The sequence below is a fragment of the Halalkalibacter flavus genome (genome assembly GCF_036663575.1).
In the GTDB taxonomy this organism is placed as follows: Bacteria; Bacillota; Bacilli; order Bacillales; family Bacillaceae_D; genus Halalkalibacter; species Halalkalibacter flavus.
The window spans coordinates 118,571-134,207 of record NZ_JAWRVK010000008.1; the positions used below are offsets into that span (position 1 = coordinate 118,571).

A 15,637-nucleotide genomic window follows, 5' to 3' on the forward strand; every position below is an offset into this window, starting at 1 on the left:
AACTTTCACCTTCCTATTTGGCAATGCGAATATTAGAAACAGGCCAGAACACTACATTAGCTTTCCCAATTACTTCATCAATATGAATCGTTCCAATATCGCGGCTATCTTTACTCCGACCACGGTTATCCCCAAGAACAAATAGCTCATTTTCAGGAACCGTAATTGCTTGAAAATCTCTTGTAACTCGTTCCCCAGTTGATGCTAGCTTTAATTCATCTAAATGAGGCTCATCTATTGCTTCTCCATTTACATAGAGTGTATCATTCCTATATTCAATTACATCTCCAGGCAAGCCTATGACGCGTTTTATATAATCTTTTCCAGCGGGTGCATGGAATACAATAATATCAAACCGTTCCGGAGAACCAAAAGTGTAACTTATTTTATTAACAATCATTCTATCAGTATGTTCAAGAGTTGGCATCATGGATTCTCCATCAACAATAACTGGAGCAAATAAGAAATGGCGAATAACAAATGCAAGGACAAGTGCTATAACGACCGCTTTCAGCCACTCCCATGATTCTTTCTTCTCCTTACTCATGCTAACGCCCCCATATGTAACAAATCACAATCATAAGCATTAGTTTACCACATCTACGTTTAGATGTCGTTTTTATCTATCATATTCGGAGTGAATAAGATGTCTATTTGGAAAAAGCTTGTTTCATTTAAAAAAGAGCTTAGTTTCCTAAGCTCTTTTCCTCGCTCTTTATCGAATTTCTTTAATACGAGCTTTTTTACCACGTAGGCTACGTAGGTAGTAAAGTTTAGCACGACGTACTTTACCGCGACGCTTCACTTCGATCTTAGCGATCTTTGGTGAATGTAATGGGAATGTACGCTCAACTCCTACACCGTACGAAATCTTACGCGCTGTGAAAGTTTCGCTGATTCCAGTACCACGACGCTTAATAACAACGCCTTCGAATAACTGAATACGCTCACGAGTTCCCTCAACAACTTTAACGTGGATAACTAAAGTGTCACCAGGGCGAAACGCTGGAAGATCACTACGTAGTTGCTCACTAGTAATTTCACGGATAATGTTGTTCATATAATTCCACTCCTTCCATACAGATGCTCTTGTCAGTTTTATACTACAGCGGAACATCGTAATAACAGGCCTTAAGCCACAAGATCTATATTATCATATCTGATCACTGTTCACAAGTTTTATTTACTCTTTTCTAGTAAATTCATCTAACCACTTTTGTTCCTTCTCACTCAAAGCTGTTCCTTCTAGTAGGTCAGGTCGTCTTTCCCAAGTTCTTTTAAGAGATTCACGCGAACGCCAATTCTCGATATTCTTATGATGCCCTGACAAAAGGATCTCAGGAACTTTCATTCCACGAAAGTCTGCCGGTCTAGTATAATGCGGATGCTCAAGTAAGCCAGTTGAAAATGAATCAGTAATGGCTGATTCCGCATTTCCAAGCACACCTGGTAATAACCTAGTAACACTATCTGCTATTACCATTGCCCCAAGCTCGCCACCAGTTAATACATAATCACCAATAGATACTTCATCAGTAACAAGATACTCCCTCACCCGCTCGTCATAACCTTCATAATGCCCACAAAGAAGAATGAGATGATCCTCTTTACTAAATTGTTCGGCCTTTTTTTGAGAATATCGTTCCCCCTGCGGGCAGAGTAAAACAACCCTTGGTCTCTTCTTCTCGTCTTTTATTAAGTCGTCAACAGCATCAAATAATGGTTGCGCTCGTAAGACCATTCCCGCTCCGCCGCCATACGGATAATCGTCCACTTTACGGTGCTTGTTATCAGCATAATCCCTAAAATCAACAGCCCGATATTGAACAATACCTGACTCTTGTGCATGCTTTAATATGGAGGAACCAAAAACATTCGTAAACATTTCAGGAAACAGTGTTAAAACATCTATTCTCATTCTAGTAACCCTTCTAGCACATGAACACGGATAACTTTTTTATCTACATCTATATCTTTTACAACGTCTTCAATATACGGGAGCAATATATCTTTCCCTCCACCTAATCGTTGTATTACCCAAACATCATTTGCACCAGTTGCAAAGATTTCTTTTACCTTACCAAGCTCTTCCCCTGATTCAGTTATGACGGTACAACCAATAATTTCATGATAGTAAAATTCATTTTCTTCTAGTTCCTCTAAATATTCTTCAGAAACGTATAGCGTGGAACCCTTGAACCGTTCTACATCATTAATGGAATGGAATCCTTCAAATTGAAGCAAATCAAAATTTTTATGAGGGCGGTGATGACGAACAACAACCACTTCCTGATTCCCATTTTCGTCTTTAATCATTAACTCCGTTCCAACCGTATATCGCTCCTCGGCAAAGTCCGTTGAAGAAATGACACGAACTTCTCCTCTTACACCGTGCGTGTTGACAATTTTCCCAACTTTAAACCAATCAGTCATCATTATTCCTACTTTCTCGAATTTCTTGAATAACACCATCTTTTACGATAATCTCAGGAGTTTGCTCTAAGTTTGGCCAAGAGTCTCCTTCTCTTATCTCAATAATACCTTCTGCTGTTCCATCAGGAATTTCTGTTCCAATTTCTAGTTTATCCAACTGCTCGATTTTAAAAGAGATACTCCGAGCAGTTTCTTCTCGTTTCTCTATTTCTTTCATATATCGTGCACGTATTTCTTGTTGTTCATTCTTACTAGTTGATTCTCTTATTGCTTTATGTAAAAGAAATTTCATCTGTTCGACTTCACGTTTGCATTGCGTGAATTCCTCTTGAAATTTAGTTACCATCACTGCCTTTTTTGTTTCTGTCAACACTTGTTTTATAACAATTTTACGTAATAGTTTCATCTAGCACCCCTGAAATAACGTATGATATATTGCAGGTGACTTACTATGTTAGAAAGACTTCATTTCTAAAACCTACTCTAGACAACAAGAAATACTCACTATTTCAATATTTATATAATAGAAAAAGGGAGAGGTTAATCCCTCACCCTTTCACTGCGTTACTAATCCACGATGTCTAATCGTACCCGTTGCGATGGTGCTGCGGCGTACAACACCGAACGAATCGCTTTAACGGTTCGACCTTGCTTCCCTATGACCTTCCCCATATCGTCAGGATGAACGGTTAATCGTAAGTTAAGGGTTTGTCCCTCTTCTACTTCTTCAACTTGAACAAAATCAGGCTGATCGACAAGTGCTTTTACAATGTGCTCAACTAACGCTTTCATCTAATTCTCCTTTTAATACGTCATCAAAAAGGGAGAGGCAATGGCTCTGCTCTGCAAACTTATTCAAAGCTAAGAACTTTGCAGCGGCTTCCTCATTGCTTACAATAAGAACCCAAAAGCAACAACTTTTGGGTTCCTATTTTATTACTTCTGGTTCTTTGCGTTGTGTAACTTTTCCATTAAACCTTCTTTAGAGAAAAGGTTACGAACTGTATCAGAAGGCTTTGCACCTTTTAACATCCAGTCAAGTGCTTTCTCTTCAGCAATGTCAACCTTAGCCGGTTGAGTTAATGGGTTGTACGTTCCAATCTCCTCGATGAAACGACCATCACGCGGTGCGCGAGAATCTGCTACTACTACACGATAAAATGGGGCCTTCTTAGAACCCATACGCTTTAAACGAATTTTTACTGCCATTCGTGGGACACCTCCAAAAATATTCAACACAATAGTTTATAATATCATCAATTTTTCTAGCTTTCAACTAGAAAAATGGATTTCAAGTTAAAATGGAAGTTTAAAACCTCCAAGACCTTTCCCTCTTTTCTTTCCTTTACCAGAGGTCATACCGGTCATTTGCTTCATCATTTTCTTCATATCCTCAAATTGCTTCAAAAGACGGTTCACATCTTGTATTGTTGTCCCGCTCCCTTTCGCAATCCGACGACGTCTGCTCGCGTTCATAATACTTGGGTCCTGTTTTTCTTTCTTAGTCATCGAACGAACAATCGCTTCGACTTTGCCAATTTGTTTGTCGTCAACTTTTAAATCTTTCATGCCTTTTTTGTTCATACCTGGCATCATATTAAGTAACTCATCTAGTGGACCCATATTACGAACTTGATCTAACTGCTCTAAGAAATCGTCAAATGTAAAATCCATTGTACGCATTTTCTTCTCAAGCTCACGAGCTTTTTCTTCATCGACACTCGTTTGTGCTTTTTCAATAAGCGAGAGGACATCACCCATCCCTAGAATCCTTGACGCCATGCGATCTGGATGGAATGGTTCGAGTTGGTCGATTTTCTCTCCCATACCCGCAAATTTAATTGGCGTATTCGTAACAGCTTTAACTGAAATGGCAGCACCACCACGAGTGTCACCATCAAGCTTTGTTAGAACTACCCCTGTTACATCAAGTTGTTCGTTAAAACTTTCTGCAACATTTACAGCATCTTGTCCTGTCATTGCATCGACAACAAGTAAAATCTCATCAGGTTTAGCTATTTCTTTTACTTGCCTTAACTCATCCATAAGAGTTTCGTCTATATGCAGACGACCCGCTGTATCAATTAAAACATAATCATGATGATCTTCTTTTGCCTTCTCAATTGCTTTCTTTGCAATCTCTACCGGACTTACTTGATCACCAAGTGAAAAGACAGGCATATTTAGTTGCTTTCCTAACGTCTCTAACTGCTTAATTGCAGCAGGTCGGTATATATCAGCAGCAACGAGCAGCGGCTGTCTGTTATGTTTCTTACGTAAGTGATTAGCAAGTTTTGCTGTAGTTGTTGTCTTACCAGCACCTTGAAGCCCGACCATCATAACGACCGTTGGCGACTTCGGCGCAACAGCAATTTTGCTTTGTTCTCCTCCCATTAATGCTGTTAACTCTTCGTTAACAACTTTAATGACTTGTTGTCCAGGCGTTAAACTTTTCATCACTTCTTGCCCAAGTGCTTTTTCTTTCACACTTGCAATGAATTGTTTAACAACTTTAAAGTTAACATCCGCTTCCAGTAAAGCAAGTCGAACTTCACGCATCATTTCTTTCACATCAGTCTCGCTAACTTTTCCTTTTCCACGAATTTTGGTTAACGTCCCTTGCAGTCGTTCCGCTAAACCTTCAAATGCCATGTTGTCGCCTCCTAGTCTAATTTCTCAAGAGAGTCAAGCAGTGACATGATCTCTTCAGGAGTCGCGTTTTCTTCAACTGCCGATTTCATTTGAGTTAAAAGCTCTGTACGCTTCTCGAATTTCGATAAAAGCATCAACTTCTTTTCGTAATCTTCTAACATTGCTTCTGTTCGCTTAATGTTATCATATACGGCTTGGCGACTAACTTCAAACTCCTCAGCAATCTCACCTAACGAGAAATCATCAAGATAATACAATGACATATATTTTCGTTGTTTCTGTGTTAGCAACGACTGATAGAAGTCAAAAAGATAATTCATTCTAAACGTCTTATCTAACACACAACCAACCCCTTGTTAAGTGATTTCCCTTTACGAGATATCATGTTACAACATCTAGGTTTAAGTGTCAAGTTTTTTTCTTAACATTACATTTCAATAACAAAAGCTTCTATCAGCTGTAGCCCCAGATCCCTTAAAAAATCATAGATATTTATGTTATAAAACGAGAACCGCACTTATAATTGTACGGTCTCTAGGATAACTAACTGGTTATTCTTCTACCTCTTCTGCTTCGACTAATTCACGGAATAATCCATAAACAAATTGTTCTGCATCAAACGCTTGAAGATCATCCATCTGTTCACCTAAACCAACAAACTTAACAGGAATATCTAGTTCATGACGAATCGCTAGTACAATTCCCCCCTTAGCTGTTCCGTCAAGCTTTGTCAAAACAATCCCTGAGACGTTAGTAGCTTTACCGAATGTCTTTGCTTGTGACATTGCATTTTGTCCTGTTGTTGCATCTAGAACGAGCAACACTTCATGCGGTGCTCCTGGAACCTCGCGTTCGATGACACGCTTTACCTTTTCTAATTCATTCATTAAATTCACTTTATTCTGAAGGCGCCCAGCTGTATCACATAACAGAACATCGATGTTACGTGATTTCGCGGCTTGTAAGGCATCATACATAACAGCAGCTGGATCCGATCCCTCTTGCTGCTTAATAACATCAACCCCTACACGCTCTCCCCATACTTCAAGCTGTTCAATAGCTCCTGCACGGAACGTATCACCTGCTGCCATCATAACAGATTTACCTTCCTGCTTAAGGTGATGAGCTAATTTACCTATTGATGTTGTTTTCCCTACTCCATTTACGCCTACAACCAAAATAACCGTCATCCCATTTTCTTGAATGTTTAAACTTGTATCATCGCCCTCTTTTTCTAATAACTCAGCAAGTTTCTCTGAAATGACAGGCTGAATTTCTTTTGTATCTTTAATATTTCGTAAGCGAACTTCATCTTTTAATTGATCAATTAATTCCATAACAGTCGTCACACCAACGTCGGAACTAATTAATAATTCTTCTAATTCCTCAAAAAAGTCTTCATCGACTTTACGATATTTATAAACAAGTTCATTCATGCGTCCAACAAATGAATCACGAGTTTTCTCAAGTCCTTCTTTAAACTTGTCCGTAACTTCAGTCGTTTGACTAGTGATTTTCTCTTTTAATTTTTTAAAGAAACTCATATTTTCACCTTACCTTATATATTTTTTGTATTTATAAATAAAGCTGCGTTCTTATTCTTGTGTTAACAATTCTTTTGTTTCTTCTAACCTGACTGAAACTAGACGTGATACACCTGACTCTTGCATCGTGACGCCATACAGTACGTCTGCTTCTTCCATCGTTCCTTTTCGATGAGTAATCACGATAAACTGAGTAGCTTCACTGAAGTCTTTTAAGAAATTCGCAAATCGACTAACATTTGCCTCATCAAGAGCTGCTTCCACCTCATCCAATACACAAAACGGAACAGGACGGACTTTTAATATAGCAAAAAGTAAACCAATCGCCGTAAGTGAACGCTCTCCACCAGATAAGAGGGCTAAGTTTTGCATTTTTTTCCCCGGTGGTTTTGCAAGAATTTCAACTCCTGTTTCCAACAGGTTATCAGGATCTGTTAATACTAAATCAGCTTGACCTCCACCGAACAATTCCCTAAAAACAGTTTGGAAATGAGCGCGAATTTGAACATAAGAATCATGGAACCTTTTGGTCATTTCTGTATCCATTTCTGCAATCACATCATGCAAAGTAGTTTTAGCAGTAAGTAAGTCCTTCTGTTGTTCTGTTAAAAATTCAAATCTCTCTCGAACTCGCTCATACTCTTCGATAGCACCTAAATTGACCGTTCCTAGTTCTTCGATTGCTAATTTAATTAACTTCACTTTTGTTCGCGCTTCTTCAGAAGGCATCGTAAGCTCATATTTTTCTTTTGCTGCTTGAAAAGAAAGCTCATACTCTTCACGAAGATGTGTTAACCGATTATCTAGCTCAACATCCATTCGGTTCACTTTTACCTCAATTTTACGACATTCGTCAGAGAGAGTTACATGTTCCGTTTGCTGAACTTTCAACGTGTGCTCAAGTTCAGCGTAAGCCAATTCTACTTCCTCACGCTCACTCTTCATTTTGGAAATGGCATTTGTTAAGGTTTCTTTTTGTTTACGACCTTCTTCAATTCTGGCATCAAGGCTAGTTTCTCCGTTTGAACGGTCGGACATTTCACCAACTAGTAATTCAAAATGATCCTTAAGTTCATTAAGTTCATCTTCTAACCTGGATTTTGTTAACGTCAGTTGTTTTGAGCGCGCTTCGACTGAATGAAACCTTTCTTTTGCCGTAGCTAAATCAATCTTCTCTTGAATCAATTCTTCTTGGAGATTTTCTCTTGACTTTCGCTGTTCTAATTGCTGCTGTTCAAGGTATTTTACTTGATTTTCTAATTCAGCACCTTGTTCCGATGCGATTTCAGAAGATTCCTCAAGCTCTGACAACCGGTTTTTCAGACGCTTAATCTCCTCTGAATATCCTACTTTATCTCGATCAAAACGAGAGAATTGATCTTGGGATCGTTCCACCTCTCGTTCGAGTTCACGAACTGTTGACTTTGCTTCTTGAACAGCATGTCTAGCATTTTCACCCTTCGTTCGAAGCTCTTCTAAAGCTTGCTCTTTTTGAGCACGCATTTGCTTTAATTCTCTTACTTCACCCTCAAGCTTCACCGTCACACTGTTAAGTTTTTGTAGTTTTTCTTTTAAATCTTCAAGCTCTCTTTTACGACCTAATAGCGGCGTCTGTTTTTGCTTTACTGAACCACCTGTCATTGACCCACCAGGATTAACGACATCACCTTCAAGGGTGACAATTCGTAACCTGTGTCCGGAGATCTTGGCCAATTCATTTGCTCCTTGAAGAGTACTCGCGATAATCACGTTTCCAAGTAGATTAGAAATAACTGATTCATACGTCTTTTCATAGGAAAGCAGCGAGGCTGCAACGCCGACAAATGCAGAATGTTTAGCAAGTTGATTTAGTTGAAATTCAGCGATTGCTTTAGGCTTAATTACGGGTAATGGCAAAAAGGTTGCTCGGCCAATTCGATTTTGTTTTAAAAATTGAATTGCTAGCCTTGCATCTGCCTCTGATTCCATTACGATATGCTGAGAAGCACCTCCTAACGCAATTTCAATCGCCGTTTCATATTCCTTTGGAACTTGGATCAGTTCTGCTACAGCACCTACCACACCTTTTAACTTACCGTCTCTTGCTTTTAATACTTCTTTGACACCATGAAAGAAACCGGAAAAATCTGCTTGCATTTCTTCCAACACATCGGCTCGAGATTGAATTTTCTGTGTCATTTGATACGTTTCATATAATTTTGTTTCTTTCTTCTGATATCGCTCTTTCTCTTGTTCATAGGTCCTTAGCAAACTTCGATATTCCTCACCTATTTTTTCAAGAGCTCTTTCTTCCAAAGAAGCTTCTTTCTTAGCCGATTCAAGATTTGTCAGAAGTTCCTCTCGCGTTGAGAGTAGATCTTCATTTTCTACTAATAGCCGATTCTGCCTTGCCTCTTGCATTTGTAATTGTTCTTCTAAATAACGTCTTTCATTACGAATGCTCGCCTGTTCATTTAAAACTTCAATATAATCTGCCTTAAGTTGATCAATTTCTTCTTCTACATCCGTAACCGAACGTTCGACAACTTGTTGCTTTTTTTCAACCGCCTCTTTTAATGCAGATAACTTCTGTCGTGCATCTTTTAGAGCAACCTGTTCACTTTGCCACTCAACAAGAATCTTTTCTAACTGTGATGTTTTATCATTGATCGAACGTTTGAGCTGCTCTTTGTTTTGAGAAGCATTCTTTTTCCGTTCTTTTAACACCTCTCGTTTCCCTTCACTCTTCTCAAGCTCTTCACTTGCATAGAGTAATTCCTCTTGCAACTTTGTAAATTGAGATGATAACCGACTCGTTTTCTCACGCAACGAAATTCGTAATTGTTCCATCTCTTCAAGATTTTTTTGTCGCTCCTCATATGTTAGTAAAAGATTCTGGAGCTTTTCTTTCTCAAACGTCCAAGTTTCATGCAATTCATCTATTTCATGTACTAATAAAGCAATATCCACTTCTTTTAACTCATCGCGTTTATGTAAATAATCCTTAGCAATCGAAGCTTGAATTTCTAATGGCTCTACTTGGCCTTCTAATTCATGCAAAATATCTTCTACACGGTGTAGATTTTCCTGTGTTTCGTGCAATCGCTTTTCAGCTTTCACTTTTCTTGTTTTGTATTTTAATACACCTGCTGCTTCTTCAAAAATCACACGACGATCTTCAGCTTTATTGCTTAAAATCTCTTCTACTTTTCCTTGACCAATAATCGAATAAGCTTCTCTCCCTAAACCTGAATCAAGAAATAAATCAACGATATCTTTAAGTCGGCAAGCTTGCTTATTAATCAAGTATTCACTTTCACCCGAACGATAAACTCTCCTCGTCACACTAACTTCGCTATAATCTATTGAAAGATGCTGATCTTCATTATCTAAAATAAGACTAACTTCTGCGTAGTTTAATGGCTTCCTACTATCACTACCAGCAAAAATAATATCTTCCATTTTTGATCCTCGTAATGATTTCGCAGATTGTTCACCTAGCACCCATCTGATGCTATCTGATATGTTACTTTTCCCACTTCCATTTGGTCCAACCACTGCTGTAACCCCTGGTACAAAATCAATATTGATTTGTTCAGCAAAAGATTTGAACCCAACGACTTCAAGTCGCTTGAGGAACATATTCCTTCCCCCTTACTTTAATTAACAACTTACCTATTTTACCACAGCCTGTGCCTTTATTACAGATGGACAGGACAAACAGGTAAGTCTATGATACGATACATACATAAACCATCATAGGGGTGAAATAAGTAAATGAATTTAGATGCAAACACACGCGATAATATTGAATTTATGATTGAGGAAATTAAAAACAAGTTACAAATCGTAAATGCAGCTGCCTTAAATTCCAAAAGCTTTGATACCGAACAGTACGAAGAGCTTCGCGATATTTATGAAATGATTCAAAAAAAATCTTCCTTCTCTGTCAGTGAGCTCGATGCAATTGTCACTGAATTAGGAAAACTCCGTAAATAAATTGCGCTATTTCGACTAATAGTAGAGATTTTCATCTACAAAAAAATGTCCTCTCGATTATGTTCATGAGAGGACATTTTTTTATTTTAGCTTCTCTTGCTCACTTAACTTCATTAAAGCTTGTTGAGCAGCATGTTGCTCCGCTTCTTTCTTTGAACGTCCTGTACCAATCCCAAGAGCAGATTCATTCAATTGCACTTCTGAGACAAACTCTCGATTATGCGCAGGCCCTCGTTCCTGTACAATGATGTATTGTATTTGTCCCAGGTTATCTCGTTGAATGAACTCTTGAAGCTGACTTTTGAAATCCATCATATGAGAAAAAGCACCATCATTAATTTTTGGATACATCGTATCATTCAAGAATTTGAAAACTGAATCCAATCCTTGATCAAGATAAAGAGCACCTATAAACGCTTCAAAAACATCTGCTAATAAAGCAGGTCTAGCGCGTCCGCCTGTCATTTCTTCTCCCTTGCCAAGCAAGACGATCTCGCCAAAGTGTAACTCTTGAGCAAATTGTGCAAGGGAAGGTTCGCAGACAATAGATGCACGTAACTTTGTCATATCCCCTTCACTCATCGTCTTGAATTTCTTAAATAAAAATTGCGAGACAGAAAGTTCAAGGACGGCGTCTCCAAGAAACTCTAATCGTTCATTATCTTGAAAAGAATAGATTCGGTGCTCATTCACATAGGATGAATGGGTGAAAGCTTGAATAAGTAGCTTTTTGTTTTCAAAAGTCAACTCAGTTCGTTGCATTAAATCATCAAACTTTTTTTTCTGTTCTTCAGTAAGAATCATCTTTCGATTTCCCCGTCTTCGATCATTTGAATAATGGGACTTCGACTTTCGGTGATATTTCGAAGATTGTGGCATAGCTACCTCCAACATCATTAATTAGCAACCAACGCTTGACTGTATGAGACAATTCATTGGCCATGTAATAAATTGAAAAGCAAGTCCCACATGGCAAAAGCATATGGGACTCTCTTCTTACTGACGGCTGTTTATGTAATCAACTACATCAGCTACAGTTGAAATTTTCTCCGCTTCCTCATCAGAGATTTCTAGATCAAACTCATCTTCAAGTTCCATAACTAGTTCAACAACATCTAATGAATCAGCCCCTAAATCATCCTTAAAAGAAGCTTCTGGTTTCACTTCTGCTTCTTCCACACCTAGACGATCAACAACGATTTTCGTAACACGTGATAATGTATCTGCCATGTTTCGTTCACCTCCTCTCAAAAATTAACCTAACTTAAAATGTTTAAGCTAGTGTTGAAGGCTAGGAAAAGTTTACCGATGAACTCCCTTTCTGTCAACCTGAAATTTATAAGTTTGTTATAAAATAAGGAGAGTACTCTTGCCTTGAGTTTTTTCAAGAGGAAAACTATCCTTACCCGTAACCGTGCGAACACGTTTGCGATGGCTTCTCTCGCCGTGCGCCTTTTAGGAGAAACCCACTCCTAAAGGCTAAAACATTACGGCGGCTTGAATCATTGCTTCATGTTTACAAAAGGGAAAAGCTCCCTTTAAACTTATTCGTGCGATCATGCTTGCGATGGCTCCACTCGCCGTGCGCCTTTAGGAGAAACCCGCTCCTAAAGGCTTAAAACATTACGGCGGCTTGACCATTGCTTCGAGTTTAAATAAAAAGGGTAAATTCGCCCTTTTTATTTAAACTCTACATCACCATTCCTCCATCTACATGGAGGGTTTGGCCTGTCATGTAGTCGGCATCTGGGCTTGCTAGGAAACGAATGACGTTGGCGATACTTTCCGGCTTCCCTAAAGTTGCAAGAGGAATTTGTGAAAGAAGTTGACCTTTCATGTCTTCGCCAAGCTCATCTGTCATATCGGTTTCAATAAAACCAGGTGCAACTGCATTCACATGAATATTGCGGTTGGCAAGTTCTCTTGCCATTGTTTTTGTAAGACCAATGACACCCGCTTTGGCTGCCACATAATTGGCTTGTCCTGCATTTCCAAGAACTCCGACAACTGATGCTACATTAATAATACGACCATAGCGCTGTTTCATCATTTGTCTTGTAACAGCCTTTCCACAATTAAAGACGCCTTTTAAGTTCGTATTAATAACCGCATCCCATTCGTCTTCTTTCATTCTCATGATCAAATTATCTTTTGTGATCCCTGCATTGTTAACGAGAATATCAACACGCCCAAATGCATCAATCGTTTCCTTCACCATTGCTTGCACTTGTTCAGCATTGGCAACATCAGCCTGAACAGCTAGTGCGTCTACTCCAAATGCTTTTATTTCAGCAACGACTTGCTCAGCTCGTTCCTGACTACCTGCATAATTGACAACTACATTGGCCCCGTTACGACCTAATTCAATAGCAGTTGCTCGTCCGATTCCACGAGAAGCCCCCGTAACGATAGCCGTTTTCCCTTGTAACATCATTCTGTCACCCCTTCTAACATTTCTTTCACTTTTAACACTCCTTCTCGGTTACTCACAGCAACCACCTTGGCTCTTCTTTCTACTTTACGGACAAGACCTGATAAGACGTTACCAGATCCCACTTCTACAAACAAATCTACTCCTTCTGCAAGAAGCGTCCGAATTGTATCTTCCCAAAGGACTGGAGAATACACTTGTTCAATTAAATTTTCTCTTATTTGCGTTGCATCTTGCACCCCTTTAGCTGATACATTAGCAATAACAGGAATGGAAGCGTCTGTAACCGTTAGTTGTCCAAGAATCGTTTGTAGTTTCTCAGCTGCTGGCTTCATTAAACTCGAATGAAACGGTCCACTAACTTGAAGTGGAATCACTCTTTTTGCTCCAGCTTCTTTTGCTTTTTCTGAAGCAAGCTCTACTCCTTTTGCTGATCCGGAAATGACAATTTGACCTGGACAGTTTAAGTTTGCAAGTTCAGCAGTTTCTGATGTTTCAAGGTTTACACTAGAGCAAACTTCACCAAGAACGCTACTTTCTAATCCAAGAACGGCAGCCATAGCTCCTTCTCCGAAAGGAACAGCTTCCTCCATAAATAAACCACGATTCCTTACAGCAAATACAGCATCTTCAAATGACATCGCACCTGCTGCAACCAATGCACTATATTCACCTAAACTATGCCCAGCTACAAAATCAGGCTTAATGTTCTCTTTATGTAAGAGCTCAAGTACCGCCGTACTCATTGTTACTAATGCTGGCTGCGTGTTCTCCGTACGTTTTAGCGTTTCTTCAGGCCCATTAAGCATAATCTCAGATAATGAGTATCCTAATTTTTGATCAGCACGTTCAAATATCGCTTGACTTACTTGTTCCTCATTAATTAATTCTTGCCCCATTCCAACAGCTTGAGACCCTTGTCCTGGAAATAAAAAAGCTATTTTTGGCACAGGTCATCCCTCCTCTAAACTTTCTCTTCGACTTTGGCTACTTCATTTTTAATAATTGTAACGACTTGATGCTCCACCATCTCTTTAGCTTGCCTAATAGCATGAAAGACAGCTGTAGCGTCAGATGAACCGTGAGCTTTAATGACAGGTGCCCTAAGACCGTATAATCCAGCTCCGCCATATTCTGAATAACTCAGTTGACTCTTTATCCCTCTAAGGCTAGGCTTTAGAACACCTGCTGCAAGCTTATTAACAAATGAACTCGTTAACTCTTTCTTCAACAAAGAAAACAAAGTTCCTGCAGTTCCTTCAACCGATTTTAGAACAAGGTTCCCCGAGAAACCGTCGCAAACGACAACATCCGCTACACCCGACAATAAATCGCGTGCCTCAACGTTCCCAATAAAATTTATGTCACTTGATTTTAGAAGAGGAAAAGCTGCTTTTGTAAGTTCGTTTCCTTTCCCATCTTCGGTACCGACATTTAATAAACCTACACGAGGATTGTTCACATTACGTACCATTTCCATGTAGGTCTTGCCAATAATTGCATATTGTTGAAGGTGTTCCGGCTTTGCATCCATGTTTGCACCTACGTCTAACAATAAGAAACCTTTTCCATCTAATGTTGGCAGCATAGGAGACAATGCAGGTCGATCAATTCCTTTAATCCGACCAACATGCAGCAAGCCTGCTGTCATTAACGCTCCTGTATTTCCTGCAGAAATACAAGCATCGGCACGACCTTCTTTTACTTCCCTTACGGATAAAACCATCGAAGAATCTTTCTTTCTGCGAACGGCCGTCGTGGGCTGATCTGTATCTTCAATTTTTTCCGTTGTATGTAAAATGGTGATTCGTTTGTCATTTGTTATATGTTTTTTTATTTCTTCTTCATTCCCTACTAACGTAATGTTTAGTTCAGGAAACGACTTAATCGCATTTTGAGCAGCTTCAACTTGAGCTTTGGGCGAATGATCTCCTCCCATAGCATCGATGGATATATTCATTAGGACTCTCTCCTTCTTGACTCTCTTTCATTTGTCCGGAACATGACGAACTCTCCTGAAAAAACAAGCTCCTGTTCAACATAACTTCGTACGTCAACAGTCGTCTTTTCTTTTTCAGTACCAGTTACCTTCGCTTTAGCGATCACTCTTTCTCCCGCTTGTACTTGTCTAGTAAACCGAATCGTAGCCTTTCTAGTAAGGGCCATTTCATCATTTATAATAGCTACTGCTAGCGAATTAGCCTGGGCAAATAAGTGGTGTCCTCGCGCAATACCTGATCTCGCAAAAACATGTTCTTTTCGGACATCTAATATCGATATCGCACGTTCATCAAGCTGAAGATCCACAATTTCTCCAATTACTTCCTCGGGAGAAAGAGCTTTTACATCATCAAGTTGTTTTTTTGCGACACCTTTAATTCTTTCACGCAATTCAGGAATTGCTAATTCTAATCGATCAAGGCGGATTGTTTGAATACTCACAGAAAATCGATCAGCAAGATCTTCATCGGTCATAAAAGGATTTTCTTCTAATGTCTCTTTCAAGAGTTCCTGTCTTTCCTTTTTTTTTCGTTTCATGGCTTACACCGCCCACTTTTGCTCATTGAATATATGACTAGGTCCTAAGAGTAGTATATAA

The 15,637-nt window shown here is 39.2% G+C and carries 18 protein-coding genes; 1 reads left to right on the top strand and 17 read right to left on the bottom strand.

Features of this window, described 5'->3' with window-relative positions; all coding sequences use genetic code 11:
- Window positions 1-13: 13 nt before the first annotated feature.
- The 11 genes from lepB to smc form a co-directional block, all read right to left on the bottom strand.
- A complete protein-coding gene (gene lepB, locus SAY88_RS07655) occupies window positions 14-547 on the bottom strand; it encodes a signal peptidase I (RefSeq protein WP_332630684.1) in 534 nt (177 codons plus the stop codon).
- A gap of 168 nt (window positions 548-715) precedes the next feature.
- Entirely contained in the window at window positions 716-1,060 is a 345-nt protein-coding gene (gene rplS, locus SAY88_RS07660) for a 50S ribosomal protein L19 (protein ID WP_034629686.1), read from the bottom strand.
- Between the two features lie 123 nt (window positions 1,061-1,183).
- Window positions 1,184-1,918 carry a tRNA (guanosine(37)-N1)-methyltransferase TrmD gene (trmD, locus tag SAY88_RS07665; RefSeq protein WP_332630686.1) on the bottom strand — a complete coding sequence of 245 codons (735 nt, stop codon included), beginning with the start codon at window positions 1,916-1,918 and terminating at the stop codon, window positions 1,184-1,186.
- Complete coding sequence (gene rimM / locus SAY88_RS07670; RefSeq protein ID WP_332630742.1) at window positions 1,915-2,433, bottom strand: ribosome maturation factor RimM; 519 nt, start codon at window positions 2,431-2,433, stop codon at window positions 1,915-1,917. The genes trmD and rimM overlap by 4 nt, the downstream gene beginning before the upstream one ends.
- The gene (locus SAY88_RS07675; protein WP_332630687.1) at window positions 2,426-2,839 is read right to left on the bottom strand and encodes a YlqD family protein; all 414 of its coding nucleotides are present in this window, start codon (window positions 2,837-2,839) and stop codon (window positions 2,426-2,428) included. The genes rimM and SAY88_RS07675 overlap by 8 nt, the downstream gene beginning before the upstream one ends.
- A gap of 161 nt (window positions 2,840-3,000) precedes the next feature.
- Window positions 3,001-3,225 carry a KH domain-containing protein gene (locus SAY88_RS07680; protein ID WP_332630689.1) on the bottom strand — a complete coding sequence of 75 codons (225 nt, stop codon included), beginning with the start codon at window positions 3,223-3,225 and terminating at the stop codon, window positions 3,001-3,003.
- Window positions 3,226-3,369: 144 nt separating this feature from the next.
- Window positions 3,370-3,642 carry a 30S ribosomal protein S16 gene (gene rpsP / locus SAY88_RS07685; RefSeq protein WP_034629696.1) on the bottom strand — a complete coding sequence of 91 codons (273 nt, stop codon included), beginning with the start codon at window positions 3,640-3,642 and terminating at the stop codon, window positions 3,370-3,372.
- Between the two features lie 87 nt (window positions 3,643-3,729).
- On the bottom strand, window positions 3,730-5,085 hold the full coding sequence (gene ffh / locus SAY88_RS07690) for a signal recognition particle protein (RefSeq protein WP_332630691.1): 1,356 nt from the start codon (window positions 5,083-5,085) through the stop codon (window positions 3,730-3,732).
- A gap of 11 nt (window positions 5,086-5,096) precedes the next feature.
- Complete coding sequence (locus SAY88_RS07695) at window positions 5,097-5,405, bottom strand: putative DNA-binding protein (RefSeq protein WP_420842480.1); 309 nt, start codon at window positions 5,403-5,405, stop codon at window positions 5,097-5,099.
- Window positions 5,406-5,636: 231 nt separating this feature from the next.
- Entirely contained in the window at window positions 5,637-6,629 is a 993-nt protein-coding gene (ftsY, locus tag SAY88_RS07700; RefSeq protein WP_250095362.1) for a signal recognition particle-docking protein FtsY, read from the bottom strand.
- 51 nt (window positions 6,630-6,680) lie between these two features.
- The gene (smc, locus tag SAY88_RS07705) at window positions 6,681-10,250 is read right to left on the bottom strand and encodes a chromosome segregation protein SMC (protein WP_332630693.1); all 3,570 of its coding nucleotides are present in this window, start codon (window positions 10,248-10,250) and stop codon (window positions 6,681-6,683) included.
- Between the two features lie 135 nt (window positions 10,251-10,385).
- On the opposite strand from smc, the gene SAY88_RS07710 reads away from it, so the two are divergent.
- Window positions 10,386-10,607: a DUF1128 domain-containing protein gene (locus tag SAY88_RS07710; protein WP_250095360.1), complete on the top strand. Its 222-nt coding sequence runs from the start codon at window positions 10,386-10,388 to the stop codon at window positions 10,605-10,607.
- Window positions 10,608-10,688: 81 nt separating this feature from the next.
- Here SAY88_RS07710 and rnc read toward each other — a convergent pair whose 3' ends face one another.
- The 6 genes from rnc to fapR all read right to left on the bottom strand — a co-directional run bounded on the left by rnc (window position 10,689) and on the right by fapR (window position 15,576).
- Window positions 10,689-11,411, bottom strand: coding sequence for a ribonuclease III (gene rnc / locus SAY88_RS07715; RefSeq protein WP_250095584.1), 723 nt, complete (start codon window positions 11,409-11,411; stop codon window positions 10,689-10,691).
- Between the two features lie 192 nt (window positions 11,412-11,603).
- Complete coding sequence (gene acpP, locus SAY88_RS07720; protein WP_034740877.1) at window positions 11,604-11,837, bottom strand: acyl carrier protein; 234 nt, start codon at window positions 11,835-11,837, stop codon at window positions 11,604-11,606.
- Window positions 11,838-12,297: 460 nt separating this feature from the next.
- A complete protein-coding gene (gene fabG / locus SAY88_RS07725; protein ID WP_332630743.1) occupies window positions 12,298-13,038 on the bottom strand; it encodes a 3-oxoacyl-[acyl-carrier-protein] reductase in 741 nt (246 codons plus the stop codon).
- Complete coding sequence (fabD, locus tag SAY88_RS07730; protein ID WP_332630696.1) at window positions 13,038-13,988, bottom strand: ACP S-malonyltransferase; 951 nt, start codon at window positions 13,986-13,988, stop codon at window positions 13,038-13,040. The genes fabG and fabD overlap by 1 nt, the downstream gene beginning before the upstream one ends.
- A 14-nt stretch (window positions 13,989-14,002) precedes the next feature.
- Window positions 14,003-14,998, bottom strand: coding sequence for a phosphate acyltransferase PlsX (plsX, locus tag SAY88_RS07735; protein WP_332630697.1), 996 nt, complete (start codon window positions 14,996-14,998; stop codon window positions 14,003-14,005).
- Window positions 14,998-15,576: a transcription factor FapR gene (gene fapR, locus SAY88_RS07740; protein WP_332630700.1), complete on the bottom strand. Its 579-nt coding sequence runs from the start codon at window positions 15,574-15,576 to the stop codon at window positions 14,998-15,000. Before fapR ends, plsX begins: the two co-directional genes overlap by 1 nt.
- Window positions 15,577-15,637 lie beyond the last annotated feature (61 nt).

Coding starts and splice junctions, on each gene's coding strand:
- acpP (WP_034740877.1), bottom strand. CDS start 11,837: ATGGCAGATACATTATCACGTGTTACGAAAATCGTTGTTGATCGTCTA.
- SAY88_RS07680 (WP_332630689.1), bottom strand. CDS start 3,225: ATGAAAGCGTTAGTTGAGCACATTGTAAAAGCACTTGTCGATCAGCCT.
- ffh (WP_332630691.1), bottom strand. CDS start 5,085: ATGGCATTTGAAGGTTTAGCGGAACGACTGCAAGGGACGTTAACCAAA.
- lepB (WP_332630684.1), bottom strand. CDS start 547: ATGAGTAAGGAGAAGAAAGAATCATGGGAGTGGCTGAAAGCGGTCGTT.
- SAY88_RS07675 (WP_332630687.1), bottom strand. CDS start 2,839: ATGAAACTATTACGTAAAATTGTTATAAAACAAGTGTTGACAGAAACA.
- plsX (WP_332630697.1), bottom strand. CDS start 14,998: ATGAATATATCCATCGATGCTATGGGAGGAGATCATTCGCCCAAAGCT.
- trmD (WP_332630686.1), bottom strand. CDS start 1,918: ATGAGAATAGATGTTTTAACACTGTTTCCTGAAATGTTTACGAATGTT.
- rnc (WP_250095584.1), bottom strand. CDS start 11,411: ATGATTCTTACTGAAGAACAGAAAAAAAAGTTTGATGATTTAATGCAA.
- rplS (WP_034629686.1), bottom strand. CDS start 1,060: ATGAACAACATTATCCGTGAAATTACTAGTGAGCAACTACGTAGTGAT.
- SAY88_RS07695 (WP_420842480.1), bottom strand. CDS start 5,405: ATGAATTATCTTTTTGACTTCTATCAGTCGTTGCTAACACAGAAACAA.
- ftsY (WP_250095362.1), bottom strand. CDS start 6,629: ATGAGTTTCTTTAAAAAATTAAAAGAGAAAATCACTAGTCAAACGACT.
- rimM (WP_332630742.1), bottom strand. CDS start 2,433: ATGACTGATTGGTTTAAAGTTGGGAAAATTGTCAACACGCACGGTGTA.
- fapR (WP_332630700.1), bottom strand. CDS start 15,576: ATGAAACGAAAAAAAAAGGAAAGACAGGAACTCTTGAAAGAGACATTA.
- smc (WP_332630693.1), bottom strand. CDS start 10,250: ATGTTCCTCAAGCGACTTGAAGTCGTTGGGTTCAAATCTTTTGCTGAA.
- fabG (WP_332630743.1), bottom strand. CDS start 13,038: ATGTTACAAGGGAAAACGGCTATCGTTACGGGGGCTTCTCGTGGAATC.
- SAY88_RS07710 (WP_250095360.1), top strand. CDS start 10,386: ATGAATTTAGATGCAAACACACGCGATAATATTGAATTTATGATTGAG.
- rpsP (WP_034629696.1), bottom strand. CDS start 3,642: ATGGCAGTAAAAATTCGTTTAAAGCGTATGGGTTCTAAGAAGGCCCCA.